Origin of the sequence: Pseudomonas sp. UBA6753, assembly GCF_002453565.1 — a bacterium.
GTDB lineage: Bacteria > Pseudomonadota > Gammaproteobacteria > Pseudomonadales > Pseudomonadaceae > Aquipseudomonas > Aquipseudomonas putida_Z.
The window spans coordinates 201555-218461 of sequence record NZ_DKHD01000045.1 but is presented as its reverse complement, the minus strand read 5'-3'; the positions used below and the strand labels follow the sequence as shown (position 1 = coordinate 218461).

The 16907-nt window shown below is 66.7% G+C and carries 13 protein-coding genes; 12 read left to right on the top strand and 1 reads right to left on the bottom strand.

All coding sequences use genetic code 11. The features are described 5' to 3' along the window. Positions 1 to 25 precede the first annotated feature (25 nt). The gene (locus B2790_RS18345) at positions 26 to 772 is read right to left on the bottom strand and encodes an enoyl-CoA hydratase (RefSeq protein ID WP_286919419.1); all 747 of its coding nucleotides are present in this window, start codon (positions 770 to 772) and stop codon (positions 26 to 28) included. A gap of 102 nt (positions 773 to 874) precedes the next feature. On the opposite strand from B2790_RS18345, the gene B2790_RS18340 reads away from it, so the two are divergent. The 12 genes from B2790_RS18340 to B2790_RS18285 all read left to right on the top strand — a co-directional run bounded on the left by B2790_RS18340 (position 875) and on the right by B2790_RS18285 (position 16907). After that, positions 875 to 1519, top strand: a complete 645-nt coding sequence (locus B2790_RS18340) for a TetR family transcriptional regulator C-terminal domain-containing protein (RefSeq protein ID WP_015270774.1) — start codon at positions 875 to 877, stop codon at positions 1517 to 1519. Positions 1520 to 1593: 74 nt separating this feature from the next. Further along, entirely contained in the window at positions 1594 to 2310 is a 717-nt protein-coding gene (locus tag B2790_RS18335; protein WP_012271826.1) for a response regulator, read from the top strand. Continuing rightward, entirely contained in the window at positions 2307 to 3083 is a 777-nt protein-coding gene (locus tag B2790_RS18330; RefSeq protein ID WP_137163662.1) for a substrate-binding periplasmic protein, read from the top strand. Before B2790_RS18335 ends, B2790_RS18330 begins: the two co-directional genes overlap by 4 nt. Beyond that, positions 3080 to 5332 carry an ATP-binding protein gene (locus B2790_RS18325; RefSeq protein ID WP_286919418.1) on the top strand — a complete coding sequence of 751 codons (2253 nt, stop codon included), beginning with the start codon at positions 3080 to 3082 and terminating at the stop codon, positions 5330 to 5332. Before B2790_RS18330 ends, B2790_RS18325 begins: the two co-directional genes overlap by 4 nt. A gap of 217 nt (positions 5333 to 5549) precedes the next feature. Further along, entirely contained in the window at positions 5550 to 6956 is a 1407-nt protein-coding gene (locus B2790_RS18320) for an amino acid permease (protein WP_286919417.1), read from the top strand. Positions 6957 to 7296: 340 nt separating this feature from the next. Continuing rightward, the gene (locus tag B2790_RS18315) at positions 7297 to 8091 is read left to right on the top strand and encodes an enoyl-CoA hydratase/isomerase family protein (RefSeq protein WP_286919416.1); all 795 of its coding nucleotides are present in this window, start codon (positions 7297 to 7299) and stop codon (positions 8089 to 8091) included. A gap of 33 nt (positions 8092 to 8124) precedes the next feature. Further along, complete coding sequence (locus tag B2790_RS18310; RefSeq protein ID WP_015270769.1) at positions 8125 to 9285, top strand: acyl-CoA dehydrogenase family protein; 1161 nt, start codon at positions 8125 to 8127, stop codon at positions 9283 to 9285. A 17-nt stretch (positions 9286 to 9302) separates the two neighbouring features. Next, a complete protein-coding gene (locus tag B2790_RS18305) occupies positions 9303 to 11420 on the top strand; it encodes an acetate--CoA ligase family protein (protein WP_286919415.1) in 2118 nt (705 codons plus the stop codon). Beyond that, positions 11413 to 13020, top strand: a complete 1608-nt coding sequence (locus B2790_RS18300; protein WP_274120768.1) for a 5-guanidino-2-oxopentanoate decarboxylase — start codon at positions 11413 to 11415, stop codon at positions 13018 to 13020. The genes B2790_RS18305 and B2790_RS18300 overlap by 8 nt, the downstream gene beginning before the upstream one ends. A 34-nt stretch (positions 13021 to 13054) precedes the next feature. Continuing rightward, the gene (alr, locus tag B2790_RS18295) at positions 13055 to 14284 is read left to right on the top strand and encodes an alanine racemase (protein ID WP_238066490.1); all 1230 of its coding nucleotides are present in this window, start codon (positions 13055 to 13057) and stop codon (positions 14282 to 14284) included. A 24-nt stretch (positions 14285 to 14308) separates the two neighbouring features. Then, entirely contained in the window at positions 14309 to 15499 is a 1191-nt protein-coding gene (locus tag B2790_RS18290; protein WP_286919414.1) for a pyridoxal phosphate-dependent aminotransferase, read from the top strand. After that, the gene (locus B2790_RS18285) at positions 15492 to 16907 is read left to right on the top strand and encodes an aldehyde dehydrogenase family protein (protein ID WP_286919413.1); all 1416 of its coding nucleotides are present in this window, start codon (positions 15492 to 15494) and stop codon (positions 16905 to 16907) included. The genes B2790_RS18290 and B2790_RS18285 overlap by 8 nt, the downstream gene beginning before the upstream one ends.

The following is a 16907-nucleotide window of genomic DNA, read 5'->3' as shown; positions in this document are numbered from 1 at the left end:
CCCGCCGCAACGCGGCCCCTGGGTTTCAATCTTTGATCAACCCTCGCAACACCGCTCGCGCTTCTTCAGTGCGCAAGCACTCGATGAACAACCGGCTTTCCCGCGCCACTGTCGCCTCAAGCTCGGCTCGTTGGCCGTCCTTGAGCAGCCGCTTGCTGATGCGCAGCGCCGCCTGCGGGTAGCCTTGCAGCTGCCGCGCCAGGCGCCGGGCAGCTGCAAGGCACTGCTCACCGTCTTCATGCAGTTCATTGGCCAACCCCCAGGCCACCATCCGTTCGCCATCAAGCAACTCGTTTGCCAGCAGCAGGCGAGCCGCCCGGGCATGGCCAAGCAAGCGCGGCAGCAGCAGGCTGGAACCAAACTCCGGGCACACGCCCAACGGCGCGAAAGGGATGCGCAGCTTGGTCGTACGGCTGACCAGCACCTGGTCGCAATGCAACAGCAAGGTGGCACCAATACCGATCGCCGCACCACTGACCGCGGCAATCAGCGGTTTGTCCAGGCCCATCACCACCCGCATCAGGCGGAACACCGGGCTGTCCAGGTCGCCGGGCGGGTTGTCGAGGAAGTCGCGCAAGTCATTGCCGGCGGTAAAGCAGTGCGGCCCACCGGTGATGATGATGGTTTCGACATCAGGGTCTTCACCTGCCGCCAGCAGCAGGTCGCCCAGCTGTTGGTACATGGCGGTGTTCAAGGCATTGAGCTTGTCGGGGCGGTTGAAGGCCAGGGTCAGCAGGCCCTGGTTCAGGTCACGTGTGATCAGGTCGTTCATGGCAGCCGCTTTTGTTGTTGTGGGCATCGGTGCCAAGGGTTTATCACGCAGTCCGGCTTGTTGTACAGTCGTTCAGTCCAGCCCCTAGCCCGAGAGCCGCCGATGAACCAGGAAGCCCGCTACCACCGCATGCTGCCGGAATTGCGCAAAGCCAACCTGGTCGAGGCGACCTTGGTATGCCTCAAGCGACATGGCTTCCAGGGCGCGTCGATCCGCAAGATTTCGGCCGAGGCCGGGGTCTCGGTCGGGTTGATCAGCCATCACTACGCCGGCAAGGATGAGCTGGTGGCCGAAGCCTACATGGCGGTCACCGGCCGGGTGATGGGCCTGCTGCGCGAGGCCATGGCCCAGGCCGCGCCCAATGCCCGCGAGCGGTTGTCGGCGTTCTTCCGCGCCTCGTTCTGCGCCGAGCTGCTCGACCCGCAATTGCTCGACGCCTGGCTGGCGTTCTGGGGCGCGGTGAAGACCGCCGATGCGATCAACCAGGTGCATGACCATTCCTATGGCGAATACCGCAATGAACTGAGCGGGCTGCTGGCCACGCTGGCCGGGGAGGAGGGCTGGCAGGGCTTCGATGCCGACCTGGCGGCCATCAGCCTGAGCGCCTTGCTCGATGGCCTGTGGCTGGAGTCGGGGCTCAATCCCGGTACCTTCACCCCCGAGCAGGGCGTGCTGATCTGTGAGGCCTGGGTCGATGGCCTGCAGGCCGGTGGCCGACGCCGCTTCAGCCTGCCGGAGGGCTGTTGATCGCCTGTTCAGTAACGAGTACGCTGCTGTCGCGAGTGTGTAGAACAAACCAATAAAAAAAGAGACGACACGCAATGACGCCTCGGGTATTGATCGTCGATGACGATCCGCTTATTCGTGACTTGCTGCAGGCCTATCTGTCCCAGGAAGGCTATGACGTGCACTGCGCCGACACCGCGGAAAAGGCCGAAGCCCTGCTTGGCAGCCAGGATGTCGACCTGGTGCTGCTGGACATCCGCCTGCCCGGCAAGGACGGCCTCACCCTGACCCGCGAGCTGCGGGTACGCTCGGAGGTCGGCATCATCCTCATCACCGGCCGCAACGACGACATCGACCGTATCGTCGGCCTGGAATGCGGCGCCGACGACTACGTGATCAAGCCGCTCAACCCCCGCGAACTGGTATCCCGCGCCAAGAACCTGATCCGCCGCGTGCGCCATGCCCGCGAGGTGCACCCGGCGCCGGCCTGCGCGCAATCGCTGAAACAGTTCGCCGACTGGGCGCTGGACACCGACCGCCGGCGCCTGATCGACGCCCGTGGCGGGCAAACCCTGCTGACCCATGGCGAATTCCAGTTGCTCAGCGTGTTCCTGCGCAACAGCGGCCACACCCTCAGCCGTGACCAGTTGATGGACCAGATCCGCAACCGCGAGTGGGTGCCCAACGACCGCTCCATCGACGTGCTGGTCGGCCGCCTGCGGCGCAAGCTGCACGACGACCCGGCCGAGCCCCAGCTGATCATCACCATCCACGGCACCGGCTACCTGTTCACCGCCAGCGTGGCGGCATGACCCGCAGCGCCTGGGTGCTGGCCTTGGCATTGTTCGCCGTGCAGGCCAGTGCAAGGCAGCCGGTGCGCTATTGCGACTACCCGGTGTACCCGCCGATTTCCTGGAGTGACGGCCACCAGGTGCGTGGCCTGGCCCCCACCGTGGTGCGAGAGCTGTTCGCGCGCATGGGCTACGAAGTGCAGACCGTGGTGCTGGGCAACTGGAAGCGCTGCCTGATGGACGCTGCCGCCGGGCGGGTGGACGTGGTGCTGGCCTACAACAGCGACCAGCGTGACCAACGCATGCGCTTTTCCACGGTGCCGGTGGTGCGTGAGGAAGTGGCGGTGTTCTACAACCGCCTGCGGCCAGTGCAGTTCCAGCGCCTGGAGGACTTGGCCAGCTACCGTGGCGGCCTGCTGTACGGCGAAAGCTACGGCGCCGATTTCGACCGCTTCGTCGCCCGCCACCAGAACATCGAACGGGTGTCGTCCAGCCAGCAGAACTTCGGCAAGCTGATCCGTGGGCGCATCGACTATGTGATCCAGGAGCGGCGCACCGGCCAGCTGTTCATCGAGAACCTGCCTGGGGCGCAGGACATCCGCGTATTGCCCACGGCCCTGAGCGTGGACTACCTGCGCGTTGCGATATCACGGCAATCGCCCTTGAGCCAGCATATGGACGAAATCGACGCGCAGTTGCAGCGCATGAACCAGGCCGGCGAGATCGAGCGCTGGCTGGAGCAGAGCGAAGTGACCTACCGCGACATGGTCAACCTGCCGGCGGACTCCCGATGATCCGCCTGCGCACCGATGGCTTGCTGCGCCGCCTGCTGCTGTTCATCCTGCTGTTCAGCCTGTGCTTCACCGTGCTGGCCAGCTCGGTGCAGCTGTATTTCGAGTACCGCCGCGAGATGCGCGATATCGAGGCGCGCATGGCGTTGATCCGCGCCGGTTACCTGGCCAGCGTGGAGCGCAGCCTGTGGGACCTGGACGAGGCACAGCTGGACACACAACTGCGCGGCCTGGTGGACTTTTCCGATGTCGCCCGGGTGCGCCTGGTCAGCGACGATTTCCAGCTGTTGCGTGGCGCCGCCGAGCCCAAGGGACCGCTGCGTATCGAACGCTTCCCCCTCGATTACCAGCCGCCCTCGGGGCCGGCCAGGCACCTGGGCGAGCTGGAAGTGAGCATCGACCTGGGCGCGGTGCACAGTCGGCTGTATGCCACTGGCCTTGCCAGCCTGCTGTGGATGGGCGTGTTCCTGTGTGGCCTGGCGGTGGCGCTGTCGGGGCTGTTCTACCGCCTGGTCACCCGCCACCTGCAAGTGATGGCCGAGTTCGCCCGGCGTATTGGCGCCGGCCAGTGGCAGGAACCGTTGCGCCTGGGGCGCCGGCCGTCGACGCGCCCGGACGAGATCGACACCGTGGCCAATGCCCTGGATGACATGCGCCGCGCCATCCTCAGTGACATCGAGCGCCGCGAACGCGACCGCCTGGCGTTGCAGGACAAGCGCGACGAACTGCAGGCCATGGTCGAGCGGCGCACCGCCAGCCTGGCCCGGGCCAAGGACGAGGCCGAAGCCGCCAACCTGGCCAAGTCACGCTTCCTGGCGACCATGAGCCATGAACTGCGCACACCGCTCAACGGCATTCTCGGCATGGCCGAGCTGCTGCGCGGCGGCCGGCTGGAGGCGGCCGACCGCCAGCGCGTCGAGGCCTTGTACAAGGCTGGCGAGGGGCTGCTGGCGATTCTCAACGAGGTGCTGTATTTCGCCCGCCTCGAGGAGGGCGAAAGCCGCGCCGAGCTGGTCGGTTTTTCGCTACGCCAGTTGTGCCAGGAAGTGCTGGCGCTGCTCGAACCCATGGCCCGGGACAATGGCGACGCCCTGCAACTGGACATCGACGAGCAATTGGCCGAGTACCAGCACGGTGCCGAACAGTACCTGCGCCAGGTGCTCAGCAACCTGCTGGCCAACGCCATCAAGTTCACCGAACACGGCCAGGTGCAGCTTGCGGTGCAGGTACTGGCCAGTGACCAGGGCTCGCAGCGCGTGCGGGTGTCGGTCAGCGACAATGGCATCGGCATCGAGCCGGCTGTGCAGGCCAGGGTCTTCGACCGCTTCGTCCAGGCCAGCGAGGCGGTGGCCCGGCGCTACGGCGGCACCGGCCTGGGCCTGGCGATCTGCAAGCACCTGGTGGAAAAACTGGGGGGCTGCATTGGCCTGGACAGCGTGCAAGGGCAGGGCAGTCGCTTCTGGTTCGAACTCGACATGGCCCGCGGGCAGCCAGTGCAGGCCAGTTCACCAGCCCCTTCGCCCCTGGCCAGCCTGGATATCCTGGTAGTCGAGGATGTGGCATTGAACCGCGAGGTGGCCGGTGGGTTGCTGCTGCGCGATGGCCACCGGGTGAGCTTTGCCGAGGACGCCGGGCAAGCCCTGCAGGCCTGCGCACAGCGGCGCTTCGACCTGATCCTGCTCGACGTGCACCTGCCCGGCATGAGCGGGGTGGAGCTGTGCCGGCAACTGCGTGCCACGCCCGGGCCGAACCGCCACAGCCGGATCCTGGCACTGACGGCTGGCGTGCAACCGGGGCAAGTGCCAGGGTACCTGGATGCCGGCATGCAGGGAGTGCTGGCCAAGCCCCTGCGGCTGGACAACCTGCGCCGGGCGCTGGCCGAAGCGGCGCCCGCTGAAGTGGCCGACGTCGACGCGACAATGGACTGGTCATTGCTGGACACCCACCGCTCGCTGCTGGGTGAACAGAAGCTGCAAGGCCTGTTGAAGGTGCTGCGCCAGTCGCTGGAACATCACGCCACGGCGTTGGCCGAGGCGCTGCCTGCCGAGGACTTTACCGAAGTGCTGCACCTGGCCCACCGCCTGGCCGGCAGTTGCGACTCCCTGGGTTTTTCTGGCCTGGCCGCGCTGTTGCGACGCCTTGAGGACGCTGCCCGGCAGCATGACGAACAGGCATTGAAAGCGCTCGGCGCGCCGCTGGCCACCGAGCTTGCCCAGGCCCGCGCCACCCTGGAACAGCTGATCCAGAGCTGACGTACAAAAAACTTACGACTTTTTACATCTTCGATCCGTTCGTACAACGGCACCTTACATCCGTTTCCAATAATCCATGGCAACCGTGTTGCACGCGGTCCATGAGGCTTATTGGAGACAAGAATAATGACATGCCGTAGCGCTCAGCCCCTCCTTCCTACCACTCCGCGCGGCACCCCCGCGCGGCCTGGCACCAGCCGCAAAGGCGAGGTGCGCCATGACTGACAACCGCGAAAAGATCCAGCTCACCCGCGCGCTGAAAAGCCGGCACATCTTCATGCTGTCGCTGGGCGGGGTGATCGGCACCGGGCTGTTCATGGGCTCGGGCGTGACCATCAACCAGGGCGGCCCGATAGGCGCGATCCTGGCCTACCTGGTCGCGGGTTTGCTGATGTACCTGGTGATGGTCTGCCTGGGCGAGCTGTCGGTGCAGATGCCGGTGTCCGGTTCGTTCCAGGCCCACGCCACCAAGTTCATCGGCCCGGCCACCGGCTTCATGATCGGCTGGGTGTACTGGATGAGCTGGGCCACCACCGTGGGCCTGGAGTTCACCGCCGCCGGCATGCTGATGACCCGCTGGTTCCCCGAGGTACCGATCTGGTATTGGTCGGCGCTGTTCGTGGTCGTGCTGTTCGGCCTCAACGCCCTGGCCACCCGTGCCTTCGGCGAGGCGGAGTACTGGTTCTCGGGGATCAAGGTGGCGACCATCCTCGGCTTCATCATCATCGGCCTGCTGGTGATCTTCGGCGCCATCCCGCTGAGCAGCGGGGCGCCGGCACCGATGCTGGACAACCTGGTGGGCGAGTCGCTGTTCCCCCATGGCCTGTCGGCGGTGTTCGCGGTGATGGTGACCGTGGTCTATGCCTTCCAGGGCTGTGAAATCATGGGGGTGGCGGCCGGCGAGACCGAGCACCCGGAAAAGAGCATCCCACGGGCCGTGCGCAACGTGGTGTTCCGCGTGCTGATCTTCTACGTGCTGGCGATTGCCGTGCTCTCGGCCATCGTGCCGTTCGAGCAGGCCGGGCTGATGGAAAGCCCGTTCGTGCAGGTGTTCGACATGGTCGGCATCCCCTTTGCCGCCGACCTGATGAACTTCGTCATCCTCACCGCCATCCTTTCGGTGGGCAACTCCGGGTTGTATGCCTCCACGCGCATCCTCTGGGCTATGTCGAAGAGCGGCATGGCGCCGAAAAGCCTGTCGCCGCTGAGCAAGCGTGGCGTGCCGTTGCGGGCGCTGAGCATCACCCTGTGCTTTGCGCTGATCTCGCTGATGACCAGTTTCGTTGCCGCCGACACCCTGTTCATGGTGTTGATGGCGGTGAGTGGCATGTCCGGCACCGTGACCTGGATCGTCATCGCCCTGGCGCAGTACCGCTTCCGCAAGGTCTACCTGCGTGACGGTGGGCAACTGCAGGACCTGAAGTACAAGGCGCCGCTGTACCCGCTGGTGCCGCTGCTGTGCATCACCCTGTGCAGCTCGCTGTTCGTGTTCCTGGCGCTGGATGAAACCCAGCGGCCGTCGTTGTACTGGGGCTTTGGCTTCATTGCCCTGTGCTATGCGGCGTATTTCTTCGTCAACCGCCGTCGGCAGGGGGCTTTCGAGCCGAGCGTGCCGGGGGTCTGAGGTTTCAATCTCGGGGGCTGCTACGCAGCCCATCGCGACGCAAGGCCGCTCCCACAGGTACCGCGCAGACCTGAAGTCTGCGAATGACTTGTGGGAGCGGCCTTGTGTCGCGAAAGGGGCGCAAAGCGCCCCCAGCAATCCGTCAGTTGTACAAAGTTGTAACAACCACCTCCTATCTCAACCTTGATCCAACAAATAAAACTAATAAAAACAACGATATACATCGTTTTCAAGCGTTGTTACAGCCCAATCCCCGCGCAATTGCCGCCTTGTTGAACACTCGTTTAGTATCTCCCTCATCAAGCCCTCTCAAACCATCACAACAACACCGAGGCCCCCCATGACCACCCCGTCGTCGTCACTGTTGAGCAAGGTCGAAGCCGGCGTTGCCTGGATCACCCTCAACCGCCCCGAGCAGCGCAACGCGCTGGACATCCCCACCCTCAAGCAACTGCACGCCCTGCTGGAAACCTGCAACAGCGACCCGGTCGTGCGCGTGGTGGTGCTGACCGGCAGCGGGCGCAGCTTCTGCGCCGGTGCCGACCTGGCCGAATGGGCCGCGGCCGAGGCCCAGGGCACCCTGGAAAGCTACGGCTGGACCGAAACCGCCCACGCCCTGATGTTGCGCCTGCACAGCCTCGACAAGCCCACCATCGCTGCCATCAACGGCACTGCCGTGGGCGGTGGCATGGACCTCAGCCTGTGCTGCGACCTGCGCATCGCCGCGGCCTCGGCGCGCTTCAAGGCCGGCTACACCAGCATGGGCTACAGCCCCGATGCCGGGGCCAGCTGGCACCTGCCACGGCTGATCGGCAGCGAGCAGGCCAAGCGCCTGTTGTTCCTCGATGAGCTGTGGGGTGCCGAACGTGCCCTGGCGGCCGGGCTGGTCAGCGAAGTCTGTGCCGACGAGCAACTGCCCGCCGTGGCCGCCGAGCTGGCCGGGCGCCTGGCAAACGGCCCTACCTTCGCCTACGCGCAGACCAAGCGGCTGATCCGCGACGGCGCGCGACGCACCCTGGCCGAGCAGCTGGAGGCCGAGCGCCAGGCCGGCCTGCTGTGCGGCCGCAGCCAGGACGGTGCCGAGGCGCTGCAAGCCTCGGTGGAACGCCGCGCCCCCCGTTTCACCGGCCAGTAACCCGATAACCGACCCTCACCAGGACCTTCGCAGATGAATTTCCAACTGACCCAAGAACAAGAAATGTTGGTGGAAGCGGTACGCAGCTTTGTCGCCAAGGAGCTGCTGCCCCATGAGGAGGCAGTGGACCGCGCCGATGCCGTGTCGCCCGAGCTGGCTGCGCAGATCCGCGGCAAGGCCATCGCCGCCGGGTTCTATGCCTTCAACATGCCCGAGGAGGTCGGCGGCGGTGGCCTGGACTATCTGTCCCAGGCGCTGATCGAGCGCGAACTGTCCAAGGTGTCCTGGGCCCTGCACGTGTTCGTCGCGCGGCCATCGAAAATCCTCATGGCCTGCAAGGACGAGCAGATCAACGACTACCTGTTGCCCTGCGTGCAGGGCGAGAAGATCGACTGCTTCGCTCTCACCGAGCCGGGCGCCGGCTCCGATGCCAACGCCATCAAGACCCGTGCCGTGCGCCAGGGTGACGACTTCGTCATCAACGGCAGCAAGCACTTCATCAGCCATGCCGGCCACGCCGATTTCGCCATCGTCTTCGCCGTCACCGACACCTACGAGCACAACGGGCGCAAGCGCAACGCGGTAACGGCCTTCCTGGTCGACCGGGGCACGCCGGGCATGACCATCCGCCGTGGCCCCAAGTGCGTGAGCAACCGTGGCTACCACACCTACGAGCTGTTCTTCGACGACTGCCGGGTCCCGGCCAGCAAGGTGCTGGGCGAGGTCGGCAAGGGCTGGGAGGTGGCCAACGCCTGGCTCACCGCCGGCCGGGTGATGGTCGCCGCCAACTGCGTGGGCCAGGCCCAGCGTGCCCTCGACCTGTCGCTGCAATGGGCCGCCGACCGCAAGCAGTTCGGCCAGGCCATCGGCAGCTACCAGGGCGTGTCGTTCAAGCTGGCCGACATGGCCACGCAGATTCGCGCTGCGGAAATGCTCACCCTGCACACCGCCTGGAAGATGGACCAGGGCAGCATGACCGACGGCGAGGCCGGCATGGCCAAGCTGTTCGCCAGCGAGGTGCTGGGCAAGGTTGCCGACGAAGCCGTGCAGATCTTCGGCGGCATGGGCCTGATGGATGAAGGGCCGGTCGAGCGCATCTGGCGCAACGCACGCATCGAGCGCATCTGGGAAGGCACCTCGGAAATCCAGCGGCACATCATCGCCCGCGAACTGCTGCGCCCGCTGCTGCGCTGAACGCCAGGAGAACACCCATGTCGCATTCGATTCGTGACAACCTCAAGCGCCTGCTGGCACCCCGGCACCTGGCCTTCGTCGGCGGGCGCAGCATGGCGCGGGCGCTCAAGCGCTGCGCCGAAGGTGGCTTTGGCGGCGAGTTGTGGCTGGTCAACCCGCAGCATGACAGCCTTGAAGGTATCCCCTGTGTGGCGCGGGTGGCCGACTTGCCCCATGCCCCGGACGCGGTGTTCATCGCCACCAACCGCGAACTGACCCTGCAGTGCGTTGCCGAGCTGGCCGCACGCGGCGCCGGTGGCGCCATCTGCTATGCCTCGGGTTTTGCCGAAAGTGGCGAAGAGGGCCGCCAGCTGCAGCAGCGCCTGCTCGCCGCCGCCGGCAACATGGCCTTGCTCGGCCCCAACTGCTACGGCCTGCTCGACTACCTGCACGGCGCTGCCCTGTGGCCGGTGGCCCATGGTGGCCAGCAGGTGGAGAAGGGCGTGGCGATCCTCACCCAGAGCGGCAACTTCGCCTACAACCTGTCGATGAGCGACCGTTCGCTGCCGGTGGCCTACATGGCCTCGGTCGGCAACCAGGCACAACTGGGGGTGGCCGAGCTGATGGACGTGCTGCTCGACGACCCACGGGTAACCGCCATCGGCCTGCACCTGGAAGGTCTGAAGAACGTGCCGGGCTTCGCCCGTGCTGCGTGCAAGGCATTGCAACAGGGCACGCCGATCATTGCGTTGAAGACCGGCGTGTCGCAGATCGGCGCCGAACTGGCGCTCAGCCACACCAGCTCGCTGTCCGGCTCCGATGCCTTGTACGACAGCCTGTTCCATCGCCTGGGCGTGATCCGCGTCAGTGGCCCGGTGAGCTTCGTTGAAACGCTCAAGGCCGCCGCCTGTGGCCGCCTGCCGGTGAATGGCGAGCTGATCGCCCTGGCTTGTTCCGGTGGCGATGCCGGCTTGATCGCCGACTATGCCGAGCGCAACCAGCTGCTCCTGCCGAAGCTCGCACAAGGGCAGGTGGCGCAGTTGGCCGAGGTGCTGCCGGCCTATGCCAACCTGGTCAACCCGCTGGATTTCACCACTGCCATCTGGGGTGATGCAGCGGCCCTGCAACGCATGCTCGACAGCACCCTGAGCGGCGCAGCCGACGCGGCCATGCTGGTGCTGGACTACCCGGCGGCGTTCACCGGCGAACGCAAGGAATGCGACCTGCTGCTGGCGCTGTACTGCGATGCATTGGAACGCCACGGCAAGATCGGCTTCGTCACCTCGGCATTCCCGGAGCTGTTGCCCGCCTGCGCGCGCGAGCGTTTGCACGCGCGTGGCATCGCCGCCCTGCAGGGCGTGGAGGATGGCCTGGCAGCCTGGGGCCGCATCGTCGTCTACCAGCGCAACCGCCAGCGGCTGCTGGAACAGGGTGAGGCCACGCGGGTGCCGCTGTGCCCGCAGGCCATCGCGGGCGAGGGCCAGCTGCTGGACGAATGGCAATCCAAGCAAGCCCTGCGTGCCTTCGGCCTGCCGGTACCGGCAGGGGTGCTGAGCACACCCGAGCGCGCTGTGGCAGATGCCGCCCGCGTCGGTTACCCGCTGGTATTGAAGGCGGTCAGCGCGCAACTGCCGCACAAGACCGAGGCCGGTGCAGTGGCGCTGAACCTGCGCGATGCCGCCGCCCTCGAGGTTGCGCTGGTGCAGATGCGCCAGCGCATCGCCGCCTACGCCCCGCAGGTAGCGTTCGACCAGGTGCTGCTAGAACCGATGGCCGAGCCGCCGCTGGCCGAACTGATCGTCGGCATCAAGCGCGAGCACGACTTCGCCCTGGCCCTGGTGATCGGTGCCGGTGGCGTGCTGGTCGAGTTGCTCAAGGACAGCGTCAGCCTGTTGCTGCCGACCACCGACGATGCCATCCGCAGCGCGCTGCTCGGCCTGCGCAGCGCCAGCCTGCTGCAAGGCTTCCGTGGCCGCCCGGCCGCCGACCTCGACGCACTGGTTGCGGCTATCCGCGCGGTGGCCGACTACGCCTGCGAAAACGCCGGGCAACTGCTGGAGCTGGATGTGAACCCATTGATGGTCGGTGCCCACGGCACCACCGCGGTCGACGCGCTGATCCGCCTCGGCCAGGCGCAAGGAGAACGACATGAATAAGCACACCCCGACCGCCGGCCAGGCGTTGGTGCGCCTGCTGGCCAACTACGGCGTAGAGACGGTATTCGGCATCCCCGGCGTGCACACCCTGGAGCTGTACCGCGGCCTGCCGGGCAGCGGAATCCGCCACGTGCTGACCCGCCACGAGCAGGGCGCCGGCTTCATGGCCGACGGCTATGCACGGGTAAGCGGCAAACCGGGGGTGTGCTTCGTCATCACCGGCCCGGGCGTGACCAATGCCGCCACCGCCATCGGCCAGGCCTACGCCGACTCCATCCCGATGCTGGTGATTTCCAGCGTCAATCACACTGCCAGCCTGGGCAAGGGCTGGGGCTGCCTGCACGAAACCCAGGACCAGCGCGCCATGACCGCGCCGATTACCGCGTTCTCTGCCGTGGCCCTGCGCGGCGACGACCTGCCCGAGCTGATCGCTCGTGCCTGGGCCGTGTTCGACAGCGAACGGCCGCGCCCGGTGCACATCTCGGTGCCGCTGGACGTACTGGCCGCGCCGGTCAGCCGTGACTGGAGCGCTGAGGTGGTGCGCCGCCCCGGGCGTGGCCAGCCGTGCCGCGACATCCTCGACCAGGCCGCCGTGAAGCTGGCCGCCGCCAAGCGGCCGATGATCATTGCCGGTGGTGGGGCATTGCACGCGGCCGAGCAGCTGCAGCAGCTGAGCACCCGGCTGGCAGCGCCATTGTTCACCAGCGTGGCCGGCAAGGGCCTGCTGCCTGCGGACGCACCACTGAATGCCGGCGCCAGCCTGTGCGTCGAGCCCGGCTGGCAGCTGATCAGCCAGGCCGATGTGGTGCTGGCAGTGGGTACCGAAATGGCCGACACCGACTTCTGGCGCGAGCGCCTGCCGATCAGCGGTGAGCTGCTGCGCGTGGACATCGACCCGCGCAAGTTCAACGACTTCTACCCCTGTGCCATCGCCCTGCACGGTGATGCCCGGCTAACCCTGGCCGGCCTGCTCGAGCACCTGCCAGCGCTGGACCGTGACCCGGCCCAGGCCAGCGAAGCAGTGGCCAACCTGCGCCAGGCCATTCGCAGCGGGCATGCGCCGCTGCAGGCCGTGCATCAGGCAATCCTCGACCGCATTGCCGCCGTGCTGCCCGACGATGCCTTCATCAGCAGCGACATGACCCAGCTGGCCTACACCGGCAACTACGCCCTCGCCAGCCGGGCGCCGCGCAGCTGGCTGCACCCCACCGGCTACGGCACCCTCGGCTACGGCCTGCCGGCCGGCATCGGCGGCATGTTCGCCAGCGACCACCGCCCAGGCCTGGTGCTGGTGGGCGACGGCGGCTTCCTCTACACCGCCCAGGAACTGGCCACGGCAGTCGAGGAGCTGGACCGACCGTTGGTCGTGCTGTTGTGGAACAATGACGCCCTTGGCCAGATCCGTGACGACATGCTCGACCTGGACATCGAGCCGGTCGGCGTACTGCCGCGCAATCCGGACTTCATCGGCCTGGCCCGTGCCTTTGGTTGCACGGTGCGCCAGCCGCGTGATCTGGATGCGCTGCAGGCCGATCTGGCCAGCGGTTTCGCCACCCCCGGCGTCACCTTCATCGAACTCAAGCACACCTGCGTCTGCTAAGCGGCAGACACCACGAACAACAAGAGAAACCACCATGCCATTTCGCCGTACCCTCCTGGCTGCATCCCTCGCTCTGCTGATCACCGGCCAGGCCCCGCTGTACGCCGCACCACCCCTGTCGATGGACAACGGCACCGCCGCCCTGACCGCGCAAAACAGCAACGCCTGGGTCGAAATCAGTGCCGGCGCGCTGCAACACAACATCCGTACCTTGCAGGCCGAGCTGGGCGGCAAGTCCAAGCTGTGCGCCGTGCTCAAGGCCGACGCCTATGGCCACGGTATCGGCCTGGTGATGCCGTCGATCATCGCCCAGGGCGTGCCTTGCGTGGCGGTGGCCAGCAACGAGGAGGCCCGCGTGGTCCGCGCCAGCGGCTTCACCGGGCAACTGGTGCGGGTGCGCCTGGCCAGCCTCAGCGAAGTGGAAGATGCCTTGCAGTACGACATGGAAGAACTGGTCGGCAGCGCCGAGTTCGCCCGCCAGCTCGATGCCCTCGCCGAACGCCACGGCAAGACCCTGCGCATTCATCTGGCGCTCAATTCCAGTGGCATGAGCCGCAACGGCGTGGAAATGACCACCTGGTCCGGCCGGGGTGAAGCGCTGCAGATCACCGACCAGAAGCACCTCGAGCTGGTCGCGCTGATGACCCACTTCGCCGTGGAAGACAAGGACGATGTGCGCAAAGGCCTGGCAGCGTTCAACGAGCAGACCGACTGGCTGATCAAGCACGCGAAACTTGATCGCAGCAAGCTCACCCTGCACGCCGCCAACTCCTTCGCTACGCTGGAAGTGCCGGAAGCGCGCCTGGACATGGTGCGCACCGGTGGCGCGCTGTTCGGCGACACCGTGCCGACGCACACCGAATACCAACGTGCCATGCAGTTCAAGTCGCACGTGGCGGCGGTGCACAGCTACCCGGCAGGCAACACCGTCGGCTATGACCGCACCTTCACCCTGGCGCGTGATTCGCGCCTGGCCAACATCACCGTGGGTTACTCCGATGGCTACCGCCGGGTGTTCACCAACAAGGGCCATGTGCTGATCAACGGCCACCGAGTGCCAGTGGTGGGCAAGGTGTCGATGAACACCTTGATGGTCGATGTCACCGACTTCCCCGATGTGAAAGGTGGCAACGAAGTGGTGCTGTTCGGCAAACAGGCCGGGGGTGAAATCACCCAGGCCGAAATGGAAGAAATCAACGGCGCGCTGCTCGCCGACCTGTACACCGTATGGGGCAGTTCCAACCCGAAGATTCTCGTCGACTGAAACCGCCAATGAAGGGAGATTGCCATGCGCTACGCCAAGCTCACTCAACGCATCGCCGGCGACGGGGCCGCGGCCTGGGACATCCACTACCGCGCCCTGGCGCTGCAGGCCGAGGGCAAGGATATCCTGCTGCTGTCGGTGGGTGACCCGGACTTCGACACCCCCGCGCCGATCGTCGAGGCGGCCATCGACAGCCTGCGTGCGGGCCACACCCATTACGCCGATGTGCGCGGCAAGCTGGCGCTGCGCCAGGCCATCGCCAACCGTCACCGCCAGCGCAGCGGCCAGGCCGTCGATGCCGACCAGGTGACGGTGCTGGCGGGGGCCCAATGTGCGCTGTACTGCGTGGTCCAGTGCGTGCTCGACCCGGGTGACGAGGTGATTGTCGCCGAGCCCATGTACGTGACCTACGAGGCGGTGTTCGGGGCCTGTGGCGCCAAGGTGGTGCCGGTGCCGGTCAAGCCGGAGAACGGTTTTCGCGTGTGCCCGCGTGACGTGGCCGCGCGCATCACCCCGCGCACCCGCGCCCTGGCCCTGAACAGCCCGCACAACCCTTCGGGGGCGAGCCTGCCGCGCGCCACCTGGGAAGCGCTGGCCGAGCTGTGCATCGCCCACGACCTGTGGCTGATTTCCGATGAGGTGTACAGCGAGCTGTTGTACGACGGCGAGCATGTCAGCCCTGGCAGCCTGCCGGGCATGGCCGAGCGCACCGCCACCCTCAACAGCCTGTCGAAGTCGCATGCCATGACCGGTTGGCGGATGGGCTGGGTGGTCGGTTCGACCGAGCTTGCCACCCACCTGGAAAACCTCGCCCTGTGCATGCTGTACGGCTCGCCGGACTTCATCCAGGACGCCGCCGTGGTGGCGCTGGAGCAACAACTCCCGGAACTGGATGTCATGCGCGAAGCCTATCGCCAGCGTCGCGACCTAGTGTGCGAGCACTTGGCCGACTGCCCGGGCATCAAGGTGCTCAAGCCCGATGGCGGTATGTTCGTGATGGTCGACATCCGTGAGACCGGCCTCAGCGCCCAGGCCTTCGCCGATCGCCTGCTCGACAGCCAGGGTGTGTCGGTGCTCGCCGGCGAAGCCTTCGGCCCCAGCGCTGCCGGGCATATCCGCCTGGGCCTGGTATTGGGTAACGAGGCCTTGGCCGACGCTTGCCGGCGCATCGCCCGCTGCGCCGCCGCACTGATGCAGGGGCAGGCCCATGCGTGAGTATGCGCGGCTGTACATCGACGGCGCCTGGCAGGTACCGAGCGGGCAGGGCATGGCCGAGGTGATCGACCCGGCCACCGAACAGGCCATCGGCCGCGTGCCGCTGGGCGCCGAGGCCGATGTCGAACGGGCGGTGATGGCTGCGCGGCGGGCCTTCGATGGCTGGTCGCGCACACCGTCCAGCGTACGCGCCGGGTACATAACGGCGCTGGCCTCACAGCTGAAAAGCCGCGCGGCGGAAATGGCCTCGCTCATCACCGACGAGCTGGGCATGCCGGTGCAGTGGTGCCAGGCGGTACAGGTCGAGGGCCCGATTGCCGGGCTGGAGCAGTACGCCGAACTGGCCGGGCTGATGGATGAGGTGCGCGAAGTCGGCAACTCGCTGGTGTACCGCGAGGCCGTTGGCGTGTGCGCGTTCATCAACCCGTGGAACTACCCGCTGCACCAGATGATCGGCAAGCTGGCGCCGGCCCTGGCCGCCGGCTGCACGGTGGTGGTCAAGCCCAGCCAGGAAACACCGCTGCATGCGTTCCTGCTGGCCGAGATGATCGATGCCATCGGTCTGCCGGCCGGGGTGTTCAACCTGGTCAGCGGGCCGGGGGCCAAGGTTGGCGAGGCCCTGGCCCGGCACCCGCAGGTGGACATGGTGTCGTTCACCGGCTCCACCGGCGCCGGGGTGCGCGTGGCCCAGGCGGCCGCGCCGACGGTGAAGCGGGTGTGCCTGGAGCTGGGTGGCAAGTCGCCGCTGCTGATCACCGCCGACGCCGACCTGCACGCGGCGGTGCGCCATGGCGTGCAGGACGTGATGATCAACTCGGGGCAGACCTGCACGGCCCTGACCCGCATGCTGCTGCCGGCCAGCCGCTACGCCGAGGCGCTGGAGATTGCCGAGGCCGAGACCCGTGCGCTGGTCATGGGCGACCCGCGTGACCCGGCCAGCTTCCTCGGGCCGATGTGTTCGGCAGGCCAGCGGCGCACCGTGCTCGACTACATTCGCCTGGGGCAGGAGGAGGGCGCGCGCCTGCTGTGCGGCGGTGATACGCCGGCCGGCTTCGAGCGCGGCTTCTACGTGGCGCCGACGTTGTTCGCCGATGTCGACAACCGCATGCGCATCGCCCAGGAGGAAATCTTCGGCCCGGTGCTGTGCCTGATCCCCTATGCCGACGAGGCCCAGGCGCTGGCCCTGGCCAACGATTCGCCGTTCGGCCTGTCCAGCGCGGTGTGGGCCGGTAGCTGCGAGCACGGCCTGGCCCTGGCGCGGCAGATACGCGCCGGGCAGTGCTTCATCAACGGTGGCGGGTTCAACTACCAGGCACCGTTTGGTGGCTACAAGCAGTCGGGCAACGGGCGCGAGTGGGGCGAGGAGGGCCTGGCGGAGTTCGTCGAGGTGAAAGCGGTGCAGTGTTGA